General features: G+C 52.3%; 19 protein-coding genes. 8 read left to right on the forward strand and 11 right to left on the reverse strand.

All coding sequences use genetic code 11. The annotated features are described in order from the left end of the window. Nucleotides 1-2: 2 nt before the first annotated feature. The 4 genes from modA to D568_RS0116810 form a co-directional block, all read right to left on the reverse strand. Nucleotides 3-788 (reverse strand): molybdate ABC transporter substrate-binding protein, encoded by a 786-nt coding sequence (modA, locus tag D568_RS20555; RefSeq protein ID WP_020210774.1) that lies wholly within the window; start codon nt 786-788, stop codon nt 3-5. A gap of 47 nt (nt 789-835) precedes the next feature. After that, entirely contained in the window at nt 836-1,687 is an 852-nt protein-coding gene (locus D568_RS0116800; RefSeq protein WP_020210775.1) for an ABC transporter ATP-binding protein, read from the reverse strand. 19 nt (nt 1,688-1,706) lie between these two features. Beyond that, on the reverse strand, nt 1,707-2,693 hold the full coding sequence (locus D568_RS0116805) for an ABC transporter permease (protein WP_020210776.1): 987 nt from the start codon (nt 2,691-2,693) through the stop codon (nt 1,707-1,709). 67 nt (nt 2,694-2,760) lie between these two features. Continuing rightward, nucleotides 2,761-4,152, reverse strand: coding sequence for a CmpA/NrtA family ABC transporter substrate-binding protein (locus tag D568_RS0116810; protein ID WP_020210777.1), 1,392 nt, complete (start codon nt 4,150-4,152; stop codon nt 2,761-2,763). Nucleotides 4,153-4,500: 348 nt separating this feature from the next. On the opposite strand from D568_RS0116810, the gene D568_RS0116815 reads away from it, so the two are divergent. The 4 genes from D568_RS0116815 (at nt 4,501) to D568_RS0116830 (ending at nt 7,980) form a co-directional block, all read left to right on the forward strand. After that, a complete protein-coding gene (locus D568_RS0116815) occupies nt 4,501-5,601 on the forward strand; it encodes a transglutaminase domain-containing protein (RefSeq protein ID WP_157497965.1) in 1,101 nt (366 codons plus the stop codon). 167 nt (nt 5,602-5,768) lie between these two features. Then, a complete protein-coding gene (locus D568_RS0116820) occupies nt 5,769-6,653 on the forward strand; it encodes an endonuclease/exonuclease/phosphatase family protein (RefSeq protein WP_020210779.1) in 885 nt (294 codons plus the stop codon). After that, nucleotides 6,637-7,023, forward strand: coding sequence for a DUF5329 family protein (locus D568_RS20560; protein WP_020210780.1), 387 nt, complete (start codon nt 6,637-6,639; stop codon nt 7,021-7,023). Before D568_RS0116820 ends, D568_RS20560 begins: the two co-directional genes overlap by 17 nt. 27 nt (nt 7,024-7,050) lie before the next feature. Continuing rightward, nucleotides 7,051-7,980 carry a DUF6635 family protein gene (locus D568_RS0116830; protein ID WP_020210781.1) on the forward strand — a complete coding sequence of 310 codons (930 nt, stop codon included), beginning with the start codon at nt 7,051-7,053 and terminating at the stop codon, nt 7,978-7,980. Between the two features lie 16 nt (nt 7,981-7,996). Here D568_RS0116830 and D568_RS0116835 read toward each other — a convergent pair whose 3' ends face one another. The 3 genes from D568_RS0116835 to D568_RS20565 form a co-directional block, all read right to left on the reverse strand. Then, complete coding sequence (locus D568_RS0116835) at nt 7,997-9,118, reverse strand: AI-2E family transporter (RefSeq protein WP_020210782.1); 1,122 nt, start codon at nt 9,116-9,118, stop codon at nt 7,997-7,999. Between the two features lie 74 nt (nt 9,119-9,192). Next, the gene (locus D568_RS0116840; protein ID WP_020210783.1) at nt 9,193-9,504 is read right to left on the reverse strand and encodes a DUF805 domain-containing protein; all 312 of its coding nucleotides are present in this window, start codon (nt 9,502-9,504) and stop codon (nt 9,193-9,195) included. 201 nt (nt 9,505-9,705) lie between these two features. Further along, entirely contained in the window at nt 9,706-11,211 is a 1,506-nt protein-coding gene (locus tag D568_RS20565; RefSeq protein WP_020210784.1) for a beta-N-acetylhexosaminidase, read from the reverse strand. Nucleotides 11,212-11,444: 233 nt separating this feature from the next. Between D568_RS20565 and D568_RS0116850 the strand changes: the two genes are divergently transcribed. Then, entirely contained in the window at nt 11,445-12,959 is a 1,515-nt protein-coding gene (locus tag D568_RS0116850) for a tryptophan halogenase family protein (RefSeq protein ID WP_026287112.1), read from the forward strand. A gap of 19 nt (nt 12,960-12,978) precedes the next feature. On the opposite strand, the gene dxs is transcribed toward D568_RS0116850, so the two are convergent. The 3 genes from dxs to D568_RS0116865 are packed head-to-tail and all read right to left on the reverse strand — an operon-like array spanning nt 12,979 to nt 16,036. Then, on the reverse strand, nt 12,979-14,868 hold the full coding sequence (gene dxs / locus D568_RS0116855; RefSeq protein WP_020210786.1) for a 1-deoxy-D-xylulose-5-phosphate synthase: 1,890 nt from the start codon (nt 14,866-14,868) through the stop codon (nt 12,979-12,981). A gap of 41 nt (nt 14,869-14,909) precedes the next feature. Continuing rightward, complete coding sequence (locus D568_RS0116860; protein WP_020210787.1) at nt 14,910-15,794, reverse strand: polyprenyl synthetase family protein; 885 nt, start codon at nt 15,792-15,794, stop codon at nt 14,910-14,912. Continuing rightward, nucleotides 15,791-16,036 carry an exodeoxyribonuclease VII small subunit gene (locus tag D568_RS0116865; RefSeq protein WP_020210788.1) on the reverse strand — a complete coding sequence of 82 codons (246 nt, stop codon included), beginning with the start codon at nt 16,034-16,036 and terminating at the stop codon, nt 15,791-15,793. Before D568_RS0116865 ends, D568_RS0116860 begins: the two co-directional genes overlap by 4 nt. Nucleotides 16,037-16,217: 181 nt before the next feature. Here D568_RS0116865 and pomA point away from each other — a divergent pair, with 181 nt between their 5' ends. The 3 genes from pomA (at nt 16,218) to D568_RS0116885 (ending at nt 19,744) form a co-directional block, all read left to right on the forward strand. Beyond that, nucleotides 16,218-16,982 (forward strand): flagellar motor protein PomA, encoded by a 765-nt coding sequence (gene pomA / locus D568_RS0116870; protein WP_020210789.1) that lies wholly within the window; start codon nt 16,218-16,220, stop codon nt 16,980-16,982. A gap of 15 nt (nt 16,983-16,997) precedes the next feature. After that, entirely contained in the window at nt 16,998-17,984 is a 987-nt protein-coding gene (locus D568_RS0116875) for a flagellar motor protein MotB (RefSeq protein ID WP_020210790.1), read from the forward strand. 326 nt (nt 17,985-18,310) lie between these two features. Further along, entirely contained in the window at nt 18,311-19,744 is a 1,434-nt protein-coding gene (locus D568_RS0116885) for an MFS transporter (RefSeq protein ID WP_211211719.1), read from the forward strand. Here the strand turns inward: D568_RS0116885 and D568_RS0116890 are convergent. Further along, nucleotides 19,729-21,099 (reverse strand): aspartate kinase, encoded by a 1,371-nt coding sequence (locus tag D568_RS0116890; protein WP_020210793.1) that lies wholly within the window; start codon nt 21,097-21,099, stop codon nt 19,729-19,731. The genes D568_RS0116885 and D568_RS0116890 overlap by 16 nt on opposite strands. Between the last annotated feature and the right edge of the window lie 53 nt (nt 21,100-21,152).

Below are 21,152 nucleotides of genomic sequence, written 5' to 3' on the forward strand. Positions count from 1 at the left end.
TTTTATTCTGCCTTCATATAACCGTGTTGAAGGATAAGCTGCTGCGCCTTGGGTGAGCGAATAAAAGACACAAACGCTGTCGTTGCCGGTGTTTGCTGTACGCAAACCATGGCCTGGTTAAGGGTAATGGTATTTTCAAGCTCGTACCAGTGTAGCTCGGGCGCTAAAGGCGCGAAGCTGGCGGCTACCAGCGCGCAGTCGGTATTGCCGGTCACCACATACTGCAGCGCGCCCGCCACCGAACCCGCTTGCAAGCGCTGAGCGGTCAAGTTCGAGCCGTAATTCCGCAACCACTGTTTGGCCGCTATGCCATAGGGCGCGGTGCGGATGTTAGCCAATGCTAAGCGCTGTGATTGCATAAGTGCCTGGGATACGTTGGGCGCGTCGTGGTTGCAAACCAGCATAAGTTGGCCGCGAGCGTAAATCATCGGGTTGGATCCAAGCCCCTCGGCATGGACTTTTGCTGCAAAGGATTCATCGGCCGAGAGAAAAATATCGAACGGGGCGCCGTGGAGTATTTGCTGGGTAAGCGCGCCGGATGGTCCGCTGGAAATAACCCATTGGCTGTCATGATTCTGCCGCCAGAGTTGGTGCAGTGCTTCCAGGGTGGGCTTAAAGTTGCTGGCTACTGCAAGCTTCAGGGGGTCGGCGGCCAGCGGTCCACACAGCGAAAGACCGAACAGTAAACCAATAAGGGTGCGCATAAATAAACGTTGAGTGAGCGGGTCAAAACAAAAGCGCCCGGGACCATTAAGCCCCAAGCGCTTCTCGTGTTTTGATTGTGCCACAACTCCCTGTGGCCCGCACTGTGGAATAAATCGCTATGCGACGGCGGCTAGGCAGCGTGATGCGCGTCGGCTTTGCGAGTGCTGGGTGCATCGCGCTTACTGCCAATAGGCTCAACTTTCTTTTGCTTTTCATACAAAAAGCGCAACACCGCACTGCGGTAATGGTTGTAATCAACATTATCGGCCAGTGCCAGTCGATCGCGCGGACGCGGCAGGTCAACGTCGAGAATTTCCCCAATGGTGGCGGCGGGGCCGTTGCTCATCATCACAATCCGGTCCGACAGTAAAACGGCTTCGTCGACATCGTGAGTAATCATAATCACTGTGTTGCCAAGGTCGGCCTGAATGTCCATGAGTGAATCCTGCAAATGGGCGCGGGTCAGTGCATCCAGTGCACCGAAGGGCTCATCCATTAACAGCACCTGTGGCTCCATGGCGAGCGCGCGGGCAATCCCCACTCGCTGCTTCATGCCCCCTGAAATTTCATCCGGCTTTTTATGCATGGCGTGGCCCATCTGCACCAGTTGCAGGTTGTGCTCAATCCAGTCGCGCATTTCCGCGCGGCTTTTTTGTCGACCGAAAACTCGCTTTACGGCCAGCTCAATGTTCTGGTACGCGCTGAGCCAAGGCAACAGAGAATGGTTTTGAAACACCACGGCGCGTTCAGGCCCAGGCTCGGTGACTTCGCGGCCTTTTAAAATCACTCCGCCAGTGGTGGCTTGGTAAAGCCCTGCGACGATATTCAATACAGTGGATTTACCACAACCTGAGTGGCCAATCAGCGAGACGAATTCACCCTGCTTTATTTTTAGGTTGACATCCTGCAGGGCGCAAAATGGCCCCTTGGGGGTGGGAAAGCTGATGCCGACCTGAGACAGTTCTAAATGAATGTTGTGCATAAAATTCTCCTGATAGCGGTTAGCGAACCACAGCGGTTTTGTCCCAGTTAACCCAGCTTTGCAGCAGGAGCAGGGCGCGATCCAGTAAAAAGCCAATAAAACCAATCATGAGTACCGCCACACAAATGCGGCCCAACGAGTTGGAGGAGCCGTTTTGAAATTCATCCCATACAAATTTTCCCAGCCCCGGATTTTGCGCCAGCATTTCCGCCGCAATTAACACCATCCAGGCGATACCCAGTGAAAGGCGTAAACCGGTAAACATCATGGGAATCGCCGACGGCAAAACAATGGTTTTTACGTGAGTAAACCAACCCAGGCGCAGCACACGACTGACGTTTTGCAAATCCTGATTTAAGCTGGCCACGCCAACGGCGGTGTTAATCATCGTCGGCCACAGGCAGCAGAGGGTGACGGTAACCACAGAGGTAATAAAGCTTTTTGCTAGCATGGGATCGTCGCTGACGTACACCGCGCTAACCACCATGGTGACCAAGGGTAACCACGCCAGGGGCGAGACGGGTTTGAAAATTTGAATGATTGGATTCAGCGCACGGTAAACCGTATTGCTGAGGCCAATGCAAATCCCTACGGGAATGGCAATGGCCGTTGCGAGTAAAAAGCCTGTCATTACCGTGACCAAGCTAGTAGTAATCTGGTCAAAGAAAGTGGGGCGGCGGTTAAATTCACGCCAGCGAACTTCCGCGTCAGGGTTGGCGGCTAATTTCTTTTCGTTGCGCGCCTGCTGACGCTCGTAAAATGCCGCTTCTCGATCATTTTCTGCGGTATGCTCGGCGAGTAAATTGTTCCACTGCTCGTGTACCTCGGCAGGCCCCGGAAACTGACCCAGCGACGTATCCACCTGTTGCGCACCGAGATGCCAAATGCCGAGAAATATCAACAGCCCCGCAATAGGAATGAGGACAGCTTTACTCAGAGCTTGCAGTTCGGTTTTGCCAAAACGCAGGCTCTGCCATTTTTGTTTTACGGCGATTGCGGAATTCATAACCTGCTCCTTGTGAAATAAAAAACTGCGCTTAAGCTCTAAAGCGAAAGCGCAAAGGGGTTAATGCTTACAAGTTGTCGCTGGCTTTCAGGCCAATGGTCAGTTGCTCCAGGTAGGCGTTGGGCTTGCTGCCATCGTAAGTAATGCCGTCAATAAACTCAGCTTGAGGGCCTTTAAAGCCTGTCTCGCTGGAAAAGTCCGGAAACTCAGCAGCGTCAGCTTCGCCATCATCGATCAGCGCTTTAGCCGCCTCGGCGTAGATGTCGGGGCGATACACTTTCTTGGCGGTTTCAAAATACCAAGCATCTTCTTTGTGCTCAGCAATTTGTCCCCAGCGGCGCATTTGGGTCAGGTACCAAATGGCGTCCGAGTAAAAAGGGTAAGTAGCGTGATAGCGGAAGAACACGTTAAAGTCTGGTACCTCACGCTTGTCACCTTTCTCGTATTCGAAGGTTCCGGTCATAGAGTTGGCAATCACTTCATAATCGGCGCCTACGTAGTAAGGTTTGGATAAGATTTTTACCGCCTCGGGTCGATTTGCATTGTCGTTGGCATCCAACCATTTGGCAGCGCGAATCAGCGCTTTGGTCAGGCGTATGGTGGTGTTGGGGTATTGCTCGGCAAACTCTTTCGTAATACCAAACACTTTTTCTGGGTTGTTTTTCCAAATTTCGTAATCGGTAATCACTGGCACGCCAATGCCTTTAAAGACCGCCTGCTGGTTCCAGGGCTCGCCGACGCAATACCCGTAAATGGTTCCTGCTTCAAGGGTAGAGGGCATTTGCGGGGGAGGGGTTACACTCAGCAGGGCGTCGGCTTGTAGCTGGCCTGATGTATCGCCTTTGTGAGGTGCGTAATAACCCGGATGAATACCGCCGGCGGCCAGCCAGTAGCGCAGCTCGTAATTGTGAGTGGATACCGGGAATACCATGCCCATGTTAAAAGGCTTGCCTTGTTTTTTGTACTCTTCTACTACAGGTTTTAACGCGTCGGCTTTAATAGGATGCACAGGCTTGCCATTAGCATCTTGAGCTATGTGCTTTTTCATTTGTTGCCAAATGTCGTTGGAAACCGTAATGCCATTACCGTTTAAATCCATAGAGAACGGCGTAATGATATGCGCTTTGGTGCCGTAGCCTATGGTGGCGGCCAACGGCTGCCCTGCCAGCATGTGCGCTCCGTCCAGCTCACCGGTGATAACGCGATCAAGTAGCACTTTCCAGTTGGCTTGTGCCTCAAGTTCTACGAACAGACCTTCGTCTTCAAAATAACCTTTCTCAAGCGCGATGGCTAAAGGGGCCATGTCGGTTAACTTGATGAAGCCGAATTTTAAATCTTCTTTTTCCGGCTCCCCGACGGCTAAGGTGTGCGCACTGATGCACACGGCGATGGCAGTTAAGGCTAATGTTTTCACTGGCTTAAGCCAGCTTTTTATTCCCGTTTGTTTGTTGCTTTTCATTTTTTCTCCCGGTCTCCAAAGTTGTAAAGCCCAAGGCTGATTTAAGTGTTGGGCGAATGACAGTTCGCAACGGGGATATTTCAAAGCCTATGCCAAAAACGCAGGTTGCCAAAATTGTGCGTTTTTATGGAGGTTTTTCTACGAGGTATCAGGTGCTTGAAAATTTATCGCACCGAGAGTGCGCGCAAAATAATTTTCGATGCATGGCTGGGCGCTAAAGTTGTGCGTTTTCCCGGTATAAAAAATGTTAATAAAGTGGGCGATAAAGGTGATGGGCGCTTCATGGCAGTGCAGGCTGAACGATTGAGGCTATACTTTAGCTTCAGTCCAAAGGGCGAGGGATTTGTAATGAATCTACTTGTAGGGTTAAGTTTTTTATGGCTGGTGTTAGTCGTCTCGGCGAGCGGTTGTACGCAGAATTCTTCGAGTGATTTACTCAAAAAACCAAATCCGACACTGCTTGAGGTGGCAAAGTTGCAGCAAGAGGATGAAACCCTTTTGCGAGATATTGCGCCAGATCAGATAATGAAACTCACCAAGGGCATGGAGCGTTACGCCGAGCAAGCGGTAATGGGGGCGCGGGGCGATGATCACAAAGTCGCAGCTTTGCATGCAGCGTTGGTATCATCGCCACAGGCCGGAGGGTTGGGTATTCAGTACCGGGCTGCAGCGACTCTTTCTGTCGCAGACGTCTTCTCAAAACGCGAGGCTAACTGCCTGAGCTTTTCTCTCCTTTTTGTGGCTATGGCTCGTCATGTTGGTTTAAATGCTCATTTAAATAATGTCCAGGTTCCTCCAACCTGGGTGATGAATGGGGAGAAATTACAGTTTATGCGACATGTTAATGTAAAGGTGAACTTGCGTTTCAGTCGTGATGACATAGTGGTGGATTTAGATTTAACAAACTACCGCGCCTATTACCCTCAATCATTAATTGATGATGATATCGCTATCGCCCAGTACTACAACAACCTTGCTATGAGCACTCATGAATCTGATGCAGCAACACCCATGCAGCTGGCATTGATGCGCAAAGCGATATCCATAGCACCTAAACAAAGCTATTTATGGAATAATCTGGCCGCGCTCTATTGGCGATGGTCGCTACCAAAAGTAGCGGAGGCGTTGTACCTGCAAGCCGCGCGGCTTGAGCCGAAAGACATGACTGCCATTTGGAACTTAAGTGAACTCTATCGTATCGGTGGGCAAGACGAGCTTGCCGGTGCTTTGGCGCTTGCTGCACAAGGTTATCGGGACAGTAATCCTTACTACCAATATCGGCTTGCTGTCTTAGAGTATTCGGACCAGAACTTTGAACAGGCCGCACATCGAATAGAGCGCGCCATTGAAAAACAGCCGGAAGAAAAGCGTTTTTACCGGATGGCTGCGGACATTTACCAGCGTTTAGGGCTCACCAAAAAATGGCAGCAGGCGCAAAGCCAGCTCTGAATGGCTGCCCGGTTAGAATTTGCGTGGAACCACTGGAGACGCAAAGGCTCTAAGTCTGCCCTCAAATAGGGTTTAAGCCCTTGTGGTGGCGTGTGTGCGTCAATAGATAAACCTGTCTGAGGGTAATGGCGTGATGAATGGGTTGTACGCTAACTTCTGGAATCTATATGGAAAAATTGTCCCTGGCGCTTAAAATGTTTACCTACTCGGTACTTTGCGCTGGCTGTGTGGGGGTAGCTCTGTGGTCACATGCCGAGAAACTGTCCGACGAACAAGCGGGTTATACCGATTACGCGGCTACGCCAGAGTCTTGTACTGAAGCGCTTAGCAGTAGCCGCAGCAAAGAATACAGCGGTGATTACACCGTCCCTTCCTCCATCAATTTACTGAGCTGGAATATTTATAAAGCGCAAGGCGAAAACTTACTGCAAGATTTAACCAATCTAAGCCGCGACGTCGATATTGTGCTTTTACAAGAGGCTCTGCTTAACGAGGAGTTGTTCCACCTCAAGCCTTACTGGCGTTTCGCCCCGGGTTACAGCTCTGGCAACATACAAACCGGTGTGATGACCCTGAGCGCCTGGCCCGCCAGTGTGCATTGCCGTTTTGAGCACACCGAGCCCTGGCTGCGAACGCCCAAAGCGACCAATATTGTCGAATATGTGTTAAACAATGATCGGCGCTTGCTGGCCGTTAACATGCATTCAATTAATTTCGAGTTGGGCACCAGCGCGTATCGACAGCAGCTACACGACGCTCTGGAAATTATCACGGCTCATGCAGGCCCTGTGATACTGGCGGGCGACCTGAACAGCTGGAGCGATGATCGCCGCGCGTTGCTGGATCGCTTATTCGGCCCTTTGGGTTTAAGTCCGGCGATGTTTCCTGAGGATAATCGCACTCAGGCTTTTGGTATGGCTCTGGACCATGTTTGGACGCGGGGTATTTCTATCAGCGCCGCCGAGGTGCCAATTTACGAAAGTTCAGATCACAACCCATTGTTGGTGAGTATGAAATTTAAGGAGATGAGTGAACATGTGGCGCAAGATTAACGTGCTTTTTATCGGACTGCTTGTCAGCGTCTTGGTGTATGGGGCGAATGATGAGCAGGAAATTCAATATTTAATCGACTTTGTGGCCGAAAGTGGGGTGACTTTTATCCGCAATGGCACCGAACACTCGGCCCCTGAGGCCGCAGACCATCTGCAAATGAAATACAGCCGTGCCAGCCGCTATGCGAGAACAGCCGAAGGGTTTATCGATAACCTGGCCAGTAAAAGCTCCATTACCCGGCGGCCGTACCAAGTGGTGTTGGCTGATGGCACTGTGCTTAACGCCAGCGACTGGCTGTATGGTGCTTTACATGATTATCGAGCCCTCAATCAGGCAGCGGCGCAAAGCTCTTCGGCGGTGTCGCCTTGATTACCTGGTCTTAATCATCTTTCGCCTATGACGCAGCGTGCGCAGCAACCTTTGCTCGATGCCATCAACCGAGGAGTAGAGCAGTATTTTGCCGAGTGTCGCAGCAGAGTTCCGGGCTTTGTGCGCCAGCATTTCTGTTACCCCGGCGCCTGGAAAACCAATCGTCGTGCCATGGGCTGGGACTTATTGCGTGCGCCGCTTAACCTGTTGTGGGCACCGTTCTATTTAATCAGTCAATTACTCGCCTGGGGTCTTCATAAGGGGGGCGCTCGCACGTTGGCGCGTCTGTTGCGAAAAATCCCCAGTGGTCTGCAAACTCAAGTGCAAGCTTATTTGATGACGCAAACTCAGCAGCAGTTGCTGGCTTTGGGGGAAGGGGGTAGCCCACTGCGCGATGCCATTGCTGCAAGTATTGTGGCCGAGCAACAACATCAGCAACCTCTACGTGCTGAACAGGAACAGCACTTACACAGCGCACTCGTCGATGCACTGTCTCAATACGCGCTTACCCGCACCGCCACGGCCGATATCAGCAACACATTGTTCGCTACCATTGCCGGTGCCTTTACCCTGCAAAAATTTACACCCGGCGGTTTGGCCATAGGCGCCGTGCTGGCCGGTATTATCGCCAACCGTCTGGCGGTGGCCGATTTTATTCTTGGCCCCTGGTTGGGTAGCTGGTATTACTCTTTATTTCCGGTACAGCCAGAGGCGGGTTTGTTGGCTGTATCAACGGTAGGTGTCATGGCTCTATTTGCCGTGTTTACTTGTTTTTCTGGGCTGGTGTCTGATCCTGTTCAGGCTTTACTGGGTATCCATCAACGCCGTTTGAATAAAATGCTAACAAGCCTTGAGCGGGACATGAAAAGCCAAACTACGGGAAGCTTTCGGCCTAAAGATGGCTACTTAGCGCGGATTATGGATTTAATCGACGCGGCGCGAATGAGCTTACGCTAAAACCTCGTCGCAACCATTATTCGTTGGCAGCTGCCTGTTCGTTATTGTCACGGTCCTCAAGCGCTTCGCTTTGTGCTTGTGGCTCGTCTTGCACATTAATTTCGCGCATAAAAATTCCCCAGAACGCGATAAAGAGTGCGGCAATCAAAGGGCCGATAACAAAACCGTTAATGCCGAACAGCGCCATGCCGCCCAGGGTGGAAAGCAGTACTAAGTAGTCCGGTAGTTTAGTGTCGCGGCCTACCAATATTGGGCGCAGCAAGTTATCCACCAGGCCAATCACGCCGCCGCCGAAGGCCACCAGCACAAGGCCTTGAACATAACTGCCGGTGGCGAGCAGGTAAATGGCCACCGGCCCCCAAATAATGGCCGCACCTACAGCGGGCAGTAGGGACGCAAAAGCCATAACCACCGCCCATAAAAGTGCGGCAGGAATTCCCAAAATCCAAAAGATAATACCGCCCAGGGCGCCCTGAACCATGGCCACCACCAGGTTGCCTTTGACCGTGGCGCGGGTTACTTCGGCGAATTTGGCAAACAGCAGCCGCTCACGAGTATCGCCCATGGGTAAGGCGCGAATCATCAGCTCCTTAAGCCAGCTGCCATCGCGCAGAAAAAAGAACGTGAGGTAGAGCATTAAGCAGAAGTCGAGCACAAATTTAAAGGCGTTAGAGCCAATGTTAAACGTGTACTGGGCGATAAACTTGCCACTGTTCATGGCAAAGTTCATGGTCTGCTTTTTTAAGTCATCAAAATTAACACCGAACCGCTCGAGGGTTTGTTGCAGTACCGGAAAGCTGGTTTGAAACTGTTCGATGTATTTACCCACGTTCAACTCGCCAGATTCTATGCGTTGGTAAAGGTCGGCGGCCTGGGCCACCACTGAGCTGACCAAAAAAATCACTGGGATAATCACGATGATTAAACACATCATCAAGGTGATCAACGCTTGGGTGTTGGGGCGATGCTGCAGGGATTTAAGCAGCTTGGTTTGCGCCGGGTAAAAAATAATCGCGAGCGCACAGGCCCAGAACACTGGGCCAAAAAACGGTTTCAGAATCCACAAGAACGCCACCGATACTAGCAACAAAAGCGCCAGAAAAGATCGGGTTTCGAGGTTTTTTTGAAAGTCTGGCATGGCTGTAATCGGCTGTTAGTGGAAAGGTGGGTAAAACCGGGTAATGTCGCCGCTGACCGGCAGCGGCTTAATGATCAGGCTGATTTGGTCGGTTGGGCTAAAAGCACAATAAGAATAATCCAGCCGATCACCGGGATGAGCCCCACCAGCACCCACCAGGGTGAGCGGCCGCTGTCACGCATCCGTCTTACGGCCGCAGAGAGCGAAGGGATGAACAGCACCAATGCATAAAGCGTAGCCAAAATCGTTATGCCGAGAATACCTGCCACGATGTTAACGGCCACGGCGATCAAAAAGTTGATCAGAAAAAACATCCAATACTGGGTGCGGTTCCAGCGCCCATTGAAATCTGCAAACTGTTTAAACGCTTGTACGTAATATTCCATGATTAACTCCCTTTTTGTGGTTATGAGCACCTTGTTATTGCGGTGAGCGCTCATTCTTACCTAAGTGTTCGGTCTTGTCGATACTGTGATCTGGTATTAGGGCGATGAGTGTGTGATGGGAGCGTGACAGTTTGATGAAGTGAGCGGCTGGAGTGGCGGGCAGTCGCTCTGCCCGCCAAGTTGAGGGTTATTAGTAGGGGGTTACCAGCCTAGCTCTGGTGCCAAGTAGTATTGAATGCCCAGAGCATCCAGTTGCGGACGAAGCTGCGTCAGGCGGTCGGTAAACTGTTGGTAATCACGTTGCGAGGCCTGGCTCCAGCCCAGCTCTGCGGTGACCGCAAGGCGCGGCCAAAGGCGGTTGTCTGCGGCTGCGTCGGTGTGTACCAGCTCGGTCCACAAGGCCGACTCAACCCCCACGGCGGCACCGAAAGCGCTGGTGTCTAAGCTGTAGGCACGCTCTAAGGGTACCCCTTCTTTGCGGCACCAATCATAGGTTTGTGGCTGGCCGGCGTAATTGCCATGATCAAAGTAGGTGTAGGAGCAAGGCGACAAAATCAGCTGATGACCGCGCTCCAGCGCTGGTTGAATATCGTATTCATCATTCCACAGCTGCAGCAGTACGTCCGGGTCATTGTCGGCCACGGAGCCCTCTTCCCAAACAATGGCGGTGCGGCCCAGGTCGTCGACGATTTGTGTGGCGCGGGCAATAAATTCAGCGTAAAGCGGATCTTTAATTTCGTCACCACCGATGTGGATATATTCTGATGGAAAGAGTTCGATGATTTCGCTCAGCACATCCTCAACCCATGGGTAGATGACCTCGGGGTTGGTTAGGCACAGTTTGCTAAAGCCCACCTCTAGCCCGGAGTAGGTTGAAAGGTTAGTGACATCGTCGCAAGCCAGTTCATTGTACGAGGCCAGCGCTGCCTGAGTGTGGCCGGGCAGGTCTATTTCGGGTACCAAAGTTACGTGGCGCGCTTGTGCGTAGGCAACCAGCTCGCGCACTTCCTCTTGGGTGTAAAAACCAGATCGCCCCCCTTCTACGGCGCTGGGGCCGCCAATTTCCGTGAGCTTGGGGTATTTATTGATTTCGACGCGCCAGCCCTGGTCGTCACTCAAGTGCAAGTGTAAGCGGTTGAGCTTAAAACGCGCCATACGGTCAATGTGAGACTTAATGTACTCGGGGGGAAAGAAGCTGCGTGCGACATCCAGCATATTGCCGCGCCAGGCGAAAGCTGGTGCATCGGTAATGGCAACCAAAGGCAGTGCGTATTCCGCCTGGGCGCTGGCAGGCAAGAGCTGTCGCAGCGTTTGCACACCATAAAAAAGTCCCGCGTCAGTGTTAGCACTGATACTGATTTGTGTGTCGATCAGCAGGCGGTAGCCCTCTTCACCCAGCTCTGGTTCTTCAACCATGATGAGCTCTATTTGGCTGGGAGCCGTGTCGCTTAAGGTGATATCCAGTTGAGTTAGTAGCGCTTGCAGCGCAGGTTTCGCCGTTTCGCTACCGTTTGCTGCTTCTAGGTGTACACGATTTGCCAACGTGAATTTGCCCTTGGCAATTTCAACCGTGCTTGGGTAGGGCACTAAGGCCAGCTGCTCGGTTTGATGGGCTTCAGGGTTGGCGCTGTTGGTGGATGTATCCGGTGAGGTGCTACCGCAGCCTATCAGTGTGCAGGCGATAGCGAAAGCCAGAAGAAATCTCATGGTTTGCTCCAAAGTCTTAAATGATGGGCATTAAGGTTTTGCAGCGAAAACGTGGGGTGCGCGGCTGCGGGTCGGCAACAGTTTTGGCTCTATGGCGATTATGTTTGATCTGTTGCTCTGGCTCGAGAAGCAAGGTAGACGATGATTATCCCGGTGTGCAACCAACTTTGTACCTTGATGCGGTATGCTTACATTTCTTAAGAAAGAATAACCGAAAGCAAATGAGCGGTCTTATGAGTGGACAGGCGAAACAGATTGAACGGATGGTTATTGTCGGCGGTGGTACAGCCGGCTGGATCGCCGCTACGACACTGGGACGGATTTTCCAAAACAGTAATGTCAGTATCGAATTGGTAGAGTCAGAGCAGGTAGGTGTCATTGGTGTCGGCGAGGCGACCGTGCCCTTGTTTGTGGATTTTTTACGTCGCTCGGGTATTGATGAGGCCGACTTTATTCGTCGCACTCAGGCGACCTTTAAATGGGGCATCGAGTTTGTCGATTGGCGCCAGAAAGGCGAAAGCTACCTGCACACATTTGGTGAGATTGGTCGCACAATTGATGGCCATGATTTTTACCAGATTTGGCTCAAAGCGCGCGCCCAAGGCGACACCACTCCGCTGCTGCATCACGCGCCTGAGGCCGTGTTAGCGGCGCAGAATAAATTTTACTTACCTTTTAACGTGGCGGGCACGCCTCTGGCGAATGCACGTTACGCCCTTCACTTAGACGCCACTCTGGTTAGCCAGTACCTGAGCGATTACGCGCAGGGTTTGGGGGTGAAACGAACCGTAGGGCACGTAGCCGACGTACATAAAACGGCAGGGGGTTTTATTAACAGCCTGCAGCTTGCCGATGGCCGTGTCATTGAGGGGGATTTTTTTATTGATTGCTCGGGCTTTCAAGGGTTGTTAATTGAACAGCATTTACACGCCGGGTATGAAAACTGGTCAGAATATTTACCTTGTGACCGAGCCGTCACTGTAGCCTCGGCGCGGGCCGAGGTGACTAAGGTTCAGACCGTTGCCACTGCGCGCTCCGCTGGCTGGGGTTGGCGTATTCCCCTTCAGCATCGCAATGGCAACGGCTATGTGTATGCCAGTCAGTTTATTGATGACGACATAGCTCAGAGAGAACTGCTTGAAGCTCTTGATACCGAGCCTTTGGCTGAGCCTCGTATCATTCCTTTTACCACCGGCATCAGACGCAAGGTTTGGGATAAAAACTGCTTAGCGCTGGGACTGGCGCAAGGTTTTTTAGAGCCGCTCGAATCGACGGCCATTCATTTGGTTTCGAAGTCCCTTGCACATTTTGTACGTTTGTTTCCCGCTGCTGACTGCGCCGAGCGTTTGCAACGTGAATTTAATCGCCGCCTTTATGACGATTACTGCGAAATTCGTGACTTTTTGATTCTGCATTACTGCACCACTGCTCGCAGTGATACCCCTTTCTGGCAATATTGCCAGAATATGCCGTTACCCGATTCCCTGGCAGAAAAGTTAAGTCTGTTTCGTGAGCAGGGAAATTTACAGCCAGGAGTTGAAGACTTTTTTCAGCCCAGTAGCTGGCAAATGGTATTAACGGGTATGGGGGTGACGCCTAGGGGCTATAACCCCACGGTGGATGCGTTGGATTATCAGGCGTTAGCGCGTTCGCTGGCGGCGGGAAAAGAGGCGATTGCCCGGGCTGCCGCAAAGCAGCCCAGCCACGATGAGTTTATTAATACCTATTGCAGGGCACCGGTCGGGTAATTTAGGTATTGGTTTACGTTTACGGCGCAAGTCGGGTTTTATTGGGGGCGGATAGTTGGCGTAAGCGTTGATCAATCGCGTGCTCAATACCTTCGGCGTCCAGCCCCTGGCTGGCCATCTGATCGCTCTGGCTGGCGTGGCTAACAAACTCATCGGCCAACCCCAATTGCAGCAGCGGTGTGACTAAACCAGTATTGCTTAGGTATTCGGCAACCGCCGAGCCTGCACCACCAGCAATAGCGTTTTCTTCCAGAGTGACCAGTAACTGGTGGCGCTCTTGCATGGCGTTAATCAACTCGGTATCCAGCGGTTTCACAAAACGCATATCGCACAGGGTTAAGCCCAGCTTGTCGGCTACCTGGCGCGCTACTGCACTCAAGGTGCCAAAGCACAAAATGGCAGCACCTGTGCCCTCGCGTTTTACGATGCCCTTGCCGATGGGCAGGGCCGTCATTGCCGTGTCCACTCGAGCGCCCGGGCCACGTCCGCGGGGGTAACGCACGGCGCTCGGGCCTGTGTGACGGAAACAGGTAAAGAGCAGTTGACGACACTCGTTTTCATCGCTGGGGGCGGCAATGACCATATTGGGGATGCAGCGCAGAAACGTAATATCAAAACTGCCTGCGTGGGTGGCGCCGTCTTCACCAACAAGACCCGCGCGGTCGATGGCAAAAGTGACGTCCAGGTTTTGCAGTGCTACATCGTGAATTAACTGGTCGTAGGCGCGCTGTAAAAAGGTCGAATAAATGGCCACCACCGGTTTTTGCCCTTCACAGGCAAGGCCTGCAGCCAGGGTAACGGCGTGTTGTTCGGCAATGGCAACGTCGTAGAAGCGCTCGGCATACTCGCGGGCAAATTCCACCATCCCCGAACCTTCGCACATGGCGGGGGTAATGCCGATCAGGCGCGGTTCAACGGCGGCCATATCGCACAACCAGCGGCCGAAAATGTCTTGATATTTGGGGCGGTTAGGTACCGGTTTTTTGGGACTGGGCTCTAGCTTATTCAATGCGTGATAGCCCACAGGGTCTTGTTCGGCTGGTTCAAAGCCTTTTCCCTTTTGGGTAATAATGTGCAGTAGTTTCGGCCCTTTTACACCGCGCAGATTCCGTAAGTAGCGTACCAGCGATGACATGTCGTGGCCGTCAATGGGGCCGACATAGTTAAAGCCCATTTCTTCAAATAAGGTGCCGGGGGAGACAAACCCCTTGAAATGCTCCTCGGTGCGTTTCGCAAACTCCCAGGCGGAAGGGATTTTAGTAAGCACTTGCTTACTGCCCTCGCGCAGCGAGTTGTAGAATTTACTGCCCCAGATTTTCGACAAATAAGTCGCCAGCCCACCCACATTGGGCGAGATAGACATGTTGTTGTCGTTGAGGATGACCAGCATATCGGCGTTGGTGTGAGCGGCGTGATTCAGTGCTTCAAAGGCCATGCCAGCGGTCATGGCTCCATCGCCAATAATGGCCGCGCATTTACGCTCACCATCGGCCAGGGCCATACCCAGTGCGGCGCTGATAGATGTACTGGAATGGCCCACGCCAAAGGTATCGTATTCACTTTCGTCGCGTTTGGGAAAGCCCGATAGACCACCTGCCTGGCGCATCGTCAGCAGTTGTTCACGGCGTCCGGTGAGAATTTTATGGGGGTAGGTTTGGTGGCCTACATCCCATACCAGTCGGTCGTCGGGGGTGTTGTAGATGTAGTGCAGAGCGATGGTTAGCTCTACAACGCCCAGTCCTGCGCCAAAATGGCCGCCGGTTTGTCCCACGCTGTACAGTAGAAACGCCCGCAGTTCATCCGCCAGCCGCGGTAGCTCTTTTTCGCCGAGCTCGCGCAGATCCGCCGGTGAGTCAATGGTGTCCAGCAGTGGCGTGGACGGGCGTTGGGTCGGTATTTCGTTCAGCATGGGTACAGTCTATTTTTAGCGAGGGGCCATTGTAGGCACCACTAGCGCTCTCGCTCAACCACATATTGGGCGATGTGGTGTAGAGGGGCGGTATTGCCGGGTAAGTGAGCAATGGCCGCTTTGGCTTCCTCCAGCAGACGTGCAGCGTGCTGGCGGGCGGCATCCAGGCCCAGTAAGGAAACGTAGGTGGGCTTGTTTTTGGCGGCATCGGCCCCTTGGGTTTTACCCAGGGTCTGGGTGTCGGCGGTGACATCGAGAATGTCATCTTGTACCTGAAACGCTAAACCGACCGCCGTGCTAAACGCCCACAGCGCGCTGAGCGCACTGTCGTCGGCCTCGGCAACCAGTGCGCCCATGGTAACGCTGGCGTTAATCAAAGCGCCGGTTTTGCAACAATGCATATTCTCTAGTTGTTTGAGGGTGAGGGTATTGTCTACCGCGGCGAGGTCAATGGCCTGGCCCAATACCATACCCTGGTGGCCCGCCCCGGCACACAAGGCTTTGATGAGCCGCACCTTTACATCAGCGTTTACTGAATCGATGTTGGCAAGCTGTTCAAAGGCCAGTGTTTGTAATGCATCGCCGGCTAAAATGGCCAAAGCCTCGTCAAACGCAATATGGCAAGTGGCTCGGCCGCGGCGCAGATCGTCGTCGTCCATAGCGGGCAGGTCATCGTGCACCAAGCTGTACGCGTGAATGGCTTCAACTGCACAGGCGACCGCATCGAGAGCCGAATGGTCGGTATGACCTTGAATCGCTTCATAGCTCGCAAAAGCCAACAGTGGGCGGATGCGTTTGCCGCCACCGGTCAATGCGTAGTTTATAGCTTCCCCCAGCTGGCTGTTGGCTGTGGCAGGAATGGCTTCAATCAGGGCATGCTCGATGCGAGGACGCAGTCGATCCGTGTAGTTAAAAAAATTGCTCATCCGGCATCGTCTGTCGCATTAAAATCGGTTAATACCGGTTGACCGTTTTGCTCGATCAGAGCTTGTACCTGCTGCTCTGCTTGAGTCAGGCGCTGTTGGCATTCACGGGTGAGCTTAATGCCCTCTTCAAATGCCTTCAGAGACTCTTCCAGAGTGAGCTCGCCGCTTTCCATGCGTGTCACCAGAGCTTCAAGCTCGGTCAGAGAAGATTCTAAATCCGGGTTTTTTTTCTTTGCGGGCATTCGTGGCCTGTGTGCGGTTTGAAGGTTCAGCTTTGTGAGTATCGGCCGATAACGTGGCAGATACTCATGAAATTGTGGGGCCATTATACGGTTTGCCACTGACAGATTTACAGCCCTTGAGGTAATCGGACTAGAATAGGGCATAAATTAAGGGCGTTAAGCTCAGACGAAGGAGTAACGGGTGGATTTAGCAACGCTTATCGGGCTGTTGGGGGCCTTGGGGCTGATTGTCGCCTCCATGTTTATGTCCGGCGAAATCGGTATGTTCGTCAACGCACCTTCACTGGTAATTGTAGTGGGGGGCAGTATTTTTGCGGTAATGGCCAAATTTGGGCTGGGCCAGTTTCTCAGTGCGTTTAAGGTGGCCGGGAAGAGTTTTGTGAATAAGCTCGATGACCCGCTGGATATGATTGACGAGATTGTGGACTTGGCTGACGCGGCACGTAAAGGCGGTTTATTGTCTTTAGAGGGGAAGGAGGTCAGTAACGGTTTTTTGCAAAAAGGCATTCAACTGTTAGTAGATGGCCACGACCCGGATGTAGTGCGCACCATGCTCTCTAAGGATCGTTCGCTGGCCGAGCGACGGCACAATGGTGGGGCCTCCATTTTTGCCTCTCTCGGGGATGTGGCGCCTGCTATGGGGATGATTGGCACCCTGATTGGTCTGGTGGCCATGCTGGCCAATATGGATGACCCCAAAGCCATTGGCCCCGCCATGGCGGTCGCTCTGTTAACCACTTTGTATGGTGCCATGCTTGCGAATGCGGTGTTTCTGCCAATTGCCGATAAGCTCAAATTGCGTGCCGGTGAAGAGTACATGATCAAGAGCATGATTATCGATGGGCTGCTCGCCATTCAAAACGGCCAGAACCCGCGGGTCATTGATACCGTGTTGCGCACCTATTTACCCGAAGGTAAACGAGACGCTGCCGATGTGGCCGGTTGATAAGAGAGCGGCTCGATGAATACTGATGACGAAGAAAAAGACTGCGAATGTCCGCCCGGGTTGCCTGCCTGGATGGCCACTTTTGCCGATTTGATGGCACTGTTAATGTGCTTTTTTGTGTTGTTGCTGTCGTTCTCCGAGATGGATGCAATGAAGTTTCGGCGTCTGGCCGGTTCACTGGCGCAGGCCTTTGGTGTGCAAGCCAAGGTCAATGTAAACGAAATTCCTAAAGGCACCAGCATTATTGCTCAAGAGTTCAGTCCGGGCAGGCCGGACCCCACTCCGGTTAACGTGATTTTCCAGCGCACTGAAGACATCACGCAAATGAGCCTGGAGGTACGCGACTCACAGGAATACGACATCGAGCGCGGCGAGCCGGATATGGACGAGAGCGCACAAGAGAGGCTGCAGCAAATTGTTGACGAGCTGATCGAGCAAACTCGCCAGGATGCGACTGAATTGGCCGATAAGCTTAAAGATCGTATTGCCAGTGGCGATATTGAAATTGAAACCCAAGGTCGGCAAATTATTATCCGAATTCGTGAGAAAGGCTCTTTTGAGTCGGGTTCTGCAACCCTGGCCCCGGATTACTATGACGTAATCGATGAAATACGAGCTGTTTTGATGCTTAAACCCGGTCACATTGCCGTTCAGGGACATACCGACAATATTCCCATTCGCTCGGATCGCTTTCGTTCTAATTGGGACTTATCCGCTATGCGCGCATCCTCGGTGGCGCTGCAGTTAATGCGAGGAGGGTATCTTGCGCCTAAAAGGTTCGAAGTCGCCGGCTATGCAGATACCAAGCCCCTGGCTCCTAACGACTCGGCTTTTAATCGTGCGCGCAATCGGCGCGTTGAGATAGTGATTCGCCAGGGGTTGGGCAATGACTTGCAGGCGGAAGATATCGAACTTTTGAAAAACGAAGGTGACGATATTATTCGTCAACTGGATGTGGCTCCCGAATATCTGTTTGATTTAGACCCTGAAGAAGTATTCTGACGCCAAAATGAGGGGTTTGTAGGAAATGTCTCACAAAAAACTGTGACATCGCCCGCTACATTTGTATTTCACTTCGGAGCATAATGGTTTCGACGGACACAGGTATAGGGATATAGGCACGGAATAGAAGGATTTGGCCATCAAGAGTCACGGTAAGACTCCATCCTGTAAACCCCGCAACAGGCCCCCTTGTTGTGGGGTTTCTCTTATTTAAGGGGCAATTTTAAGGAGTTCGTGGTTTCACCATCTCGAGAAACTCACGTCAAGTGTGTTCTAATAAGCGAAACCAACAAAAAAACCGAGCCCAACCATCGCTCGGTTTTTTTATGTCTGTTTCACGCACCATTAACTCACCGCCTTTCATGACTGCTCCTTCCGCACAAGAAACCCCCGGCGCCTGGCTGTTATTGACTGTCATTTGCCTTGGTTCTTTTATCGCACCTTTGGGGATGGCCTCGGTTAATGTCGCTATTCCTGCACTTGCTGCGGAATTAAACGCGAATGCTGTACTGGTCAGCTGGATCCCAACCACGGTCCTGCTGGCCAATATTGTGTTTATGTTGCCCGCCGGTAAGTTGGCCGATTTGTTTGGGCGTAAGCAGGTCTTTCGTTGGGGGATTTGCCTGAATGCGCTAGCTGGTATCAGCGCAAGCTTTGCGGAGTCCGTGTCCTGGGTATTGGCTATGCGGTTTATACAAGGCATTGGGTCGGCAATGATGTTTGCTACCAGCATGGCACTGCTTATTTCCGTATTTGCACCGCATAAACGCGGCCTGCCTTTAGGGTTGAACGCCGCCTGTGTGTATCTGGGGCTAACGCTGGCCCCGGCTCTAGGTGGCTGGATCACCGAAGCTTTGGGGTGGCGCTATGTTTTTTTATTGCCGCTGCCCCTTGTCGCGGTGGTTCTGGTGCTGCTGCAGTGGCGAATTAAAGGTGAGTGGCGCTCCGGGGTAACCGACCGGTTTGATTGGCGAGGGGCGCTCCTGTTTGCTCTGTGGGCCTTGGCGCTGGTACTAGGCCTGACGGGTTTACCTGCCCCTTTCAGTGTTGTCTCGCTGCTGGTCTCTTTTGGTTTGCTGTTTGGTTTTGTACGTATGCAGGCCAGGGCAAAAAACCCGTTAATACGGGTGCAAATGTTTCGCGAATCACGAGTGTTTTCCATGTCGTTGCTGACGGCATCCTTTATGTATGCTTCAAGTTATCCGCTGGGTTTTTTGTTAAGCCTGTATTTGCAGTATGTGCGTGACTTTAGCGCGTCGCAGGCCGGGCATGTGCTTTTGTCTCAGGCATTGGCAATGGCGTGTGTGGCGCCGGTGGCAGGTAAGCTCTCTGATTTCCTGCCTGCCAGGTTTCTGGCCAGTGCCGGTTGTGCCTGTACGTTAGCGGGTTTTGCATGGTTGAGTCAGTTGAGCGCCGAGACCAGTGGAGGGGCGATCAGTTTGGCGTTAGTATTGGTGGGTATTGGGTTTGGGTTTTTCTCCAGCCCGAATAATCACGTGGTGATGCATGCGGCGCGGGCAGATGAGGTGGGGGTGGCCGCGGCAACGCTTAATCTGGCGCGAGTAACGGGCAATCTGGTGGGTATGAGTTTGGTTAACTTACTGGTGTACTGGCACTTAGGAAACCAGGCGCTGGATGCGGGTGTTGCCGATTCGCTGCTGGCGACTTTCCACAATGCGATTAATCTAGCATTGATTTTTTTAACGGCCGCGACAGTACTTTCACTGTTGCGCGGCCGGGTGCATCAGCCGGATGCTTGACCTATCAGCACATTGTACAAAATGCGGGTGGCCTCGTCGGCTACGGTTTGTGGAACTCCCACATGGAAACAAATTTGCGACGGGCTTTGGTCGATCAAGTCGATGGGTATATGCGCATCACCCAATGCGCTCAGCGCCTCGATAATGGGGTAGGTGTTGCGGTTTAACCCCAGTCCCACCGGGGTGATGATGGACAGGTTGTACACCACCCTCATGTTGTCGGGCTTTAAGCGTTTTTCGATCACACGCCGCAGATCGTTAATGCTGCCCATCAAATCATCTTTGCTCACCAGTACCGCAATGTCGTCTTTGTCGGTGGGGTAGTGATAGGTGTTGATGCCAAAGTCATGAAAAATTTGCAGCAATGACGCTGTAAACCCTACCTCTTCCCCCAGCATGTCTTTTTCAATGTGGATATAGGACATGTTGTCCAGACGAGCGATACCCACTACGCCTTCTTCCGGAACTCGTTCATTTAATATTAGCGTGCCCGGCTCTTTGGGCGAGTTGGTATTGCGAATATTGATGGGGATTTTGCGATCGCGACACTTGAGCATGGCGTCCAGATGAAACACGTTAAACCCTTTGCTCGAAAGCAAACGAATTTCTTTGAATGTCAGCCGTGGGATGGCTCGCGCTTCTTTGATGATGCGTGGGTCGGCTTCATAAACGCCGTTAACATCGGTCCAGTTTTCGTAGGTGTCGGCATCCAGTGCATAGGCAATTTCACCGCCGGTTAAATCGGAGCCGCCGCGGGAAAATACCGCGATATTGCCATCTTCGGTCACACCATAAAAACCGGGCATGACTGAAATTCCGTCAAACTCCTGAAGGCACTGAACGTTGTCATAGGCTTGATCTAAGGTGCGAGCTGCAAGGTAATTGTCGCTGACCAGAAAACCAATTTCTTCAGGCAGTTGTGCTTTAGCTTTAAGTCCGCATTTTTCCAGATAAGCCGCAATGATGCGTGCGTTGTAATGCTCGCCGCGTGAGGCGAGAAAGGCGACCCGTTTGTCGCCGCCCAGCTCGGTATTTAAATCTTGTTTCAACGCTTTGATAATGTCGGGGGCATCGATTTTCAAGTCGCGCATGATGGCGGTAAATTTATCGATGACGGCCTGGCGACTGTCGTCGGCAGAAATTCCCTGGCGCTGGTTGTAAAAATGGATGCCTTTGGTCGCAATATTAATGAGATGGTCGGTCACCTTCTCTTCGTTCTTGTGGCTGCGGCCAGGGCCTGAAACCACAATTACTCGACGTTTTTTGTCGCTTTTAACAATGTCGGTAACTTTAGCAATCTGTTTGGCGTCCGCCACAGAGCTTCCGCCGAACTTACTGATAATAATGTCTGACATGGCTGCTGATTGTCCGTTGTGAGTTTATGAAACTAAGGAAAGGCGCAAACCGC

The sequence above is a fragment of the Gilvimarinus chinensis DSM 19667 genome (genome assembly GCF_000377745.1).
Taxonomy (GTDB): Bacteria; Pseudomonadota; Gammaproteobacteria; order Pseudomonadales; family Cellvibrionaceae; genus Gilvimarinus; species Gilvimarinus chinensis.

What these genes read in the sequence shown, in the direction of transcription:
- D568_RS0116885 (WP_211211719.1), top strand. Translation starts at nt 18,311, where the DNA reads ATGTCTGTTTCACGCACCATTAACTCACCGCCTTTCATGACTGCTCCT.
- D568_RS0116865 (WP_020210788.1), bottom strand. Translation starts at nt 16,036, where the DNA reads ATGCCCGCAAAGAAAAAAAACCCGGATTTAGAATCTTCTCTGACCGAG.
- D568_RS20560 (WP_020210780.1), top strand. Translation starts at nt 6,637, where the DNA reads ATGTGGCGCAAGATTAACGTGCTTTTTATCGGACTGCTTGTCAGCGTC.
- D568_RS0116890 (WP_020210793.1), bottom strand. Translation starts at nt 21,099, where the DNA reads ATGTCAGACATTATTATCAGTAAGTTCGGCGGAAGCTCTGTGGCGGAC.
- D568_RS0116810 (WP_020210777.1), bottom strand. Translation starts at nt 4,152, where the DNA reads ATGAAAAGCAACAAACAAACGGGAATAAAAAGCTGGCTTAAGCCAGTG.
- D568_RS0116840 (WP_020210783.1), bottom strand. Translation starts at nt 9,504, where the DNA reads ATGGAATATTACGTACAAGCGTTTAAACAGTTTGCAGATTTCAATGGG.
- D568_RS0116830 (WP_020210781.1), top strand. Translation starts at nt 7,051, where the DNA reads ATGACGCAGCGTGCGCAGCAACCTTTGCTCGATGCCATCAACCGAGGA.
- D568_RS0116875 (WP_020210790.1), top strand. Translation starts at nt 16,998, where the DNA reads ATGAATACTGATGACGAAGAAAAAGACTGCGAATGTCCGCCCGGGTTG.
- dxs (WP_020210786.1), bottom strand. Translation starts at nt 14,868, where the DNA reads ATGCTGAACGAAATACCGACCCAACGCCCGTCCACGCCACTGCTGGAC.
- D568_RS0116820 (WP_020210779.1), top strand. Translation starts at nt 5,769, where the DNA reads ATGGAAAAATTGTCCCTGGCGCTTAAAATGTTTACCTACTCGGTACTT.
- D568_RS0116860 (WP_020210787.1), bottom strand. Translation starts at nt 15,794, where the DNA reads ATGAGCAATTTTTTTAACTACACGGATCGACTGCGTCCTCGCATCGAG.
- D568_RS0116850 (WP_026287112.1), top strand. Translation starts at nt 11,445, where the DNA reads ATGAGTGGACAGGCGAAACAGATTGAACGGATGGTTATTGTCGGCGGT.
- D568_RS0116800 (WP_020210775.1), bottom strand. Translation starts at nt 1,687, where the DNA reads ATGCACAACATTCATTTAGAACTGTCTCAGGTCGGCATCAGCTTTCCC.
- D568_RS0116815 (WP_157497965.1), top strand. Translation starts at nt 4,501, where the DNA reads ATGAATCTACTTGTAGGGTTAAGTTTTTTATGGCTGGTGTTAGTCGTC.
- D568_RS0116835 (WP_020210782.1), bottom strand. Translation starts at nt 9,118, where the DNA reads ATGCCAGACTTTCAAAAAAACCTCGAAACCCGATCTTTTCTGGCGCTT.
- D568_RS0116805 (WP_020210776.1), bottom strand. Translation starts at nt 2,693, where the DNA reads ATGAATTCCGCAATCGCCGTAAAACAAAAATGGCAGAGCCTGCGTTTT.
- D568_RS20565 (WP_020210784.1), bottom strand. Translation starts at nt 11,211, where the DNA reads ATGAGATTTCTTCTGGCTTTCGCTATCGCCTGCACACTGATAGGCTGC.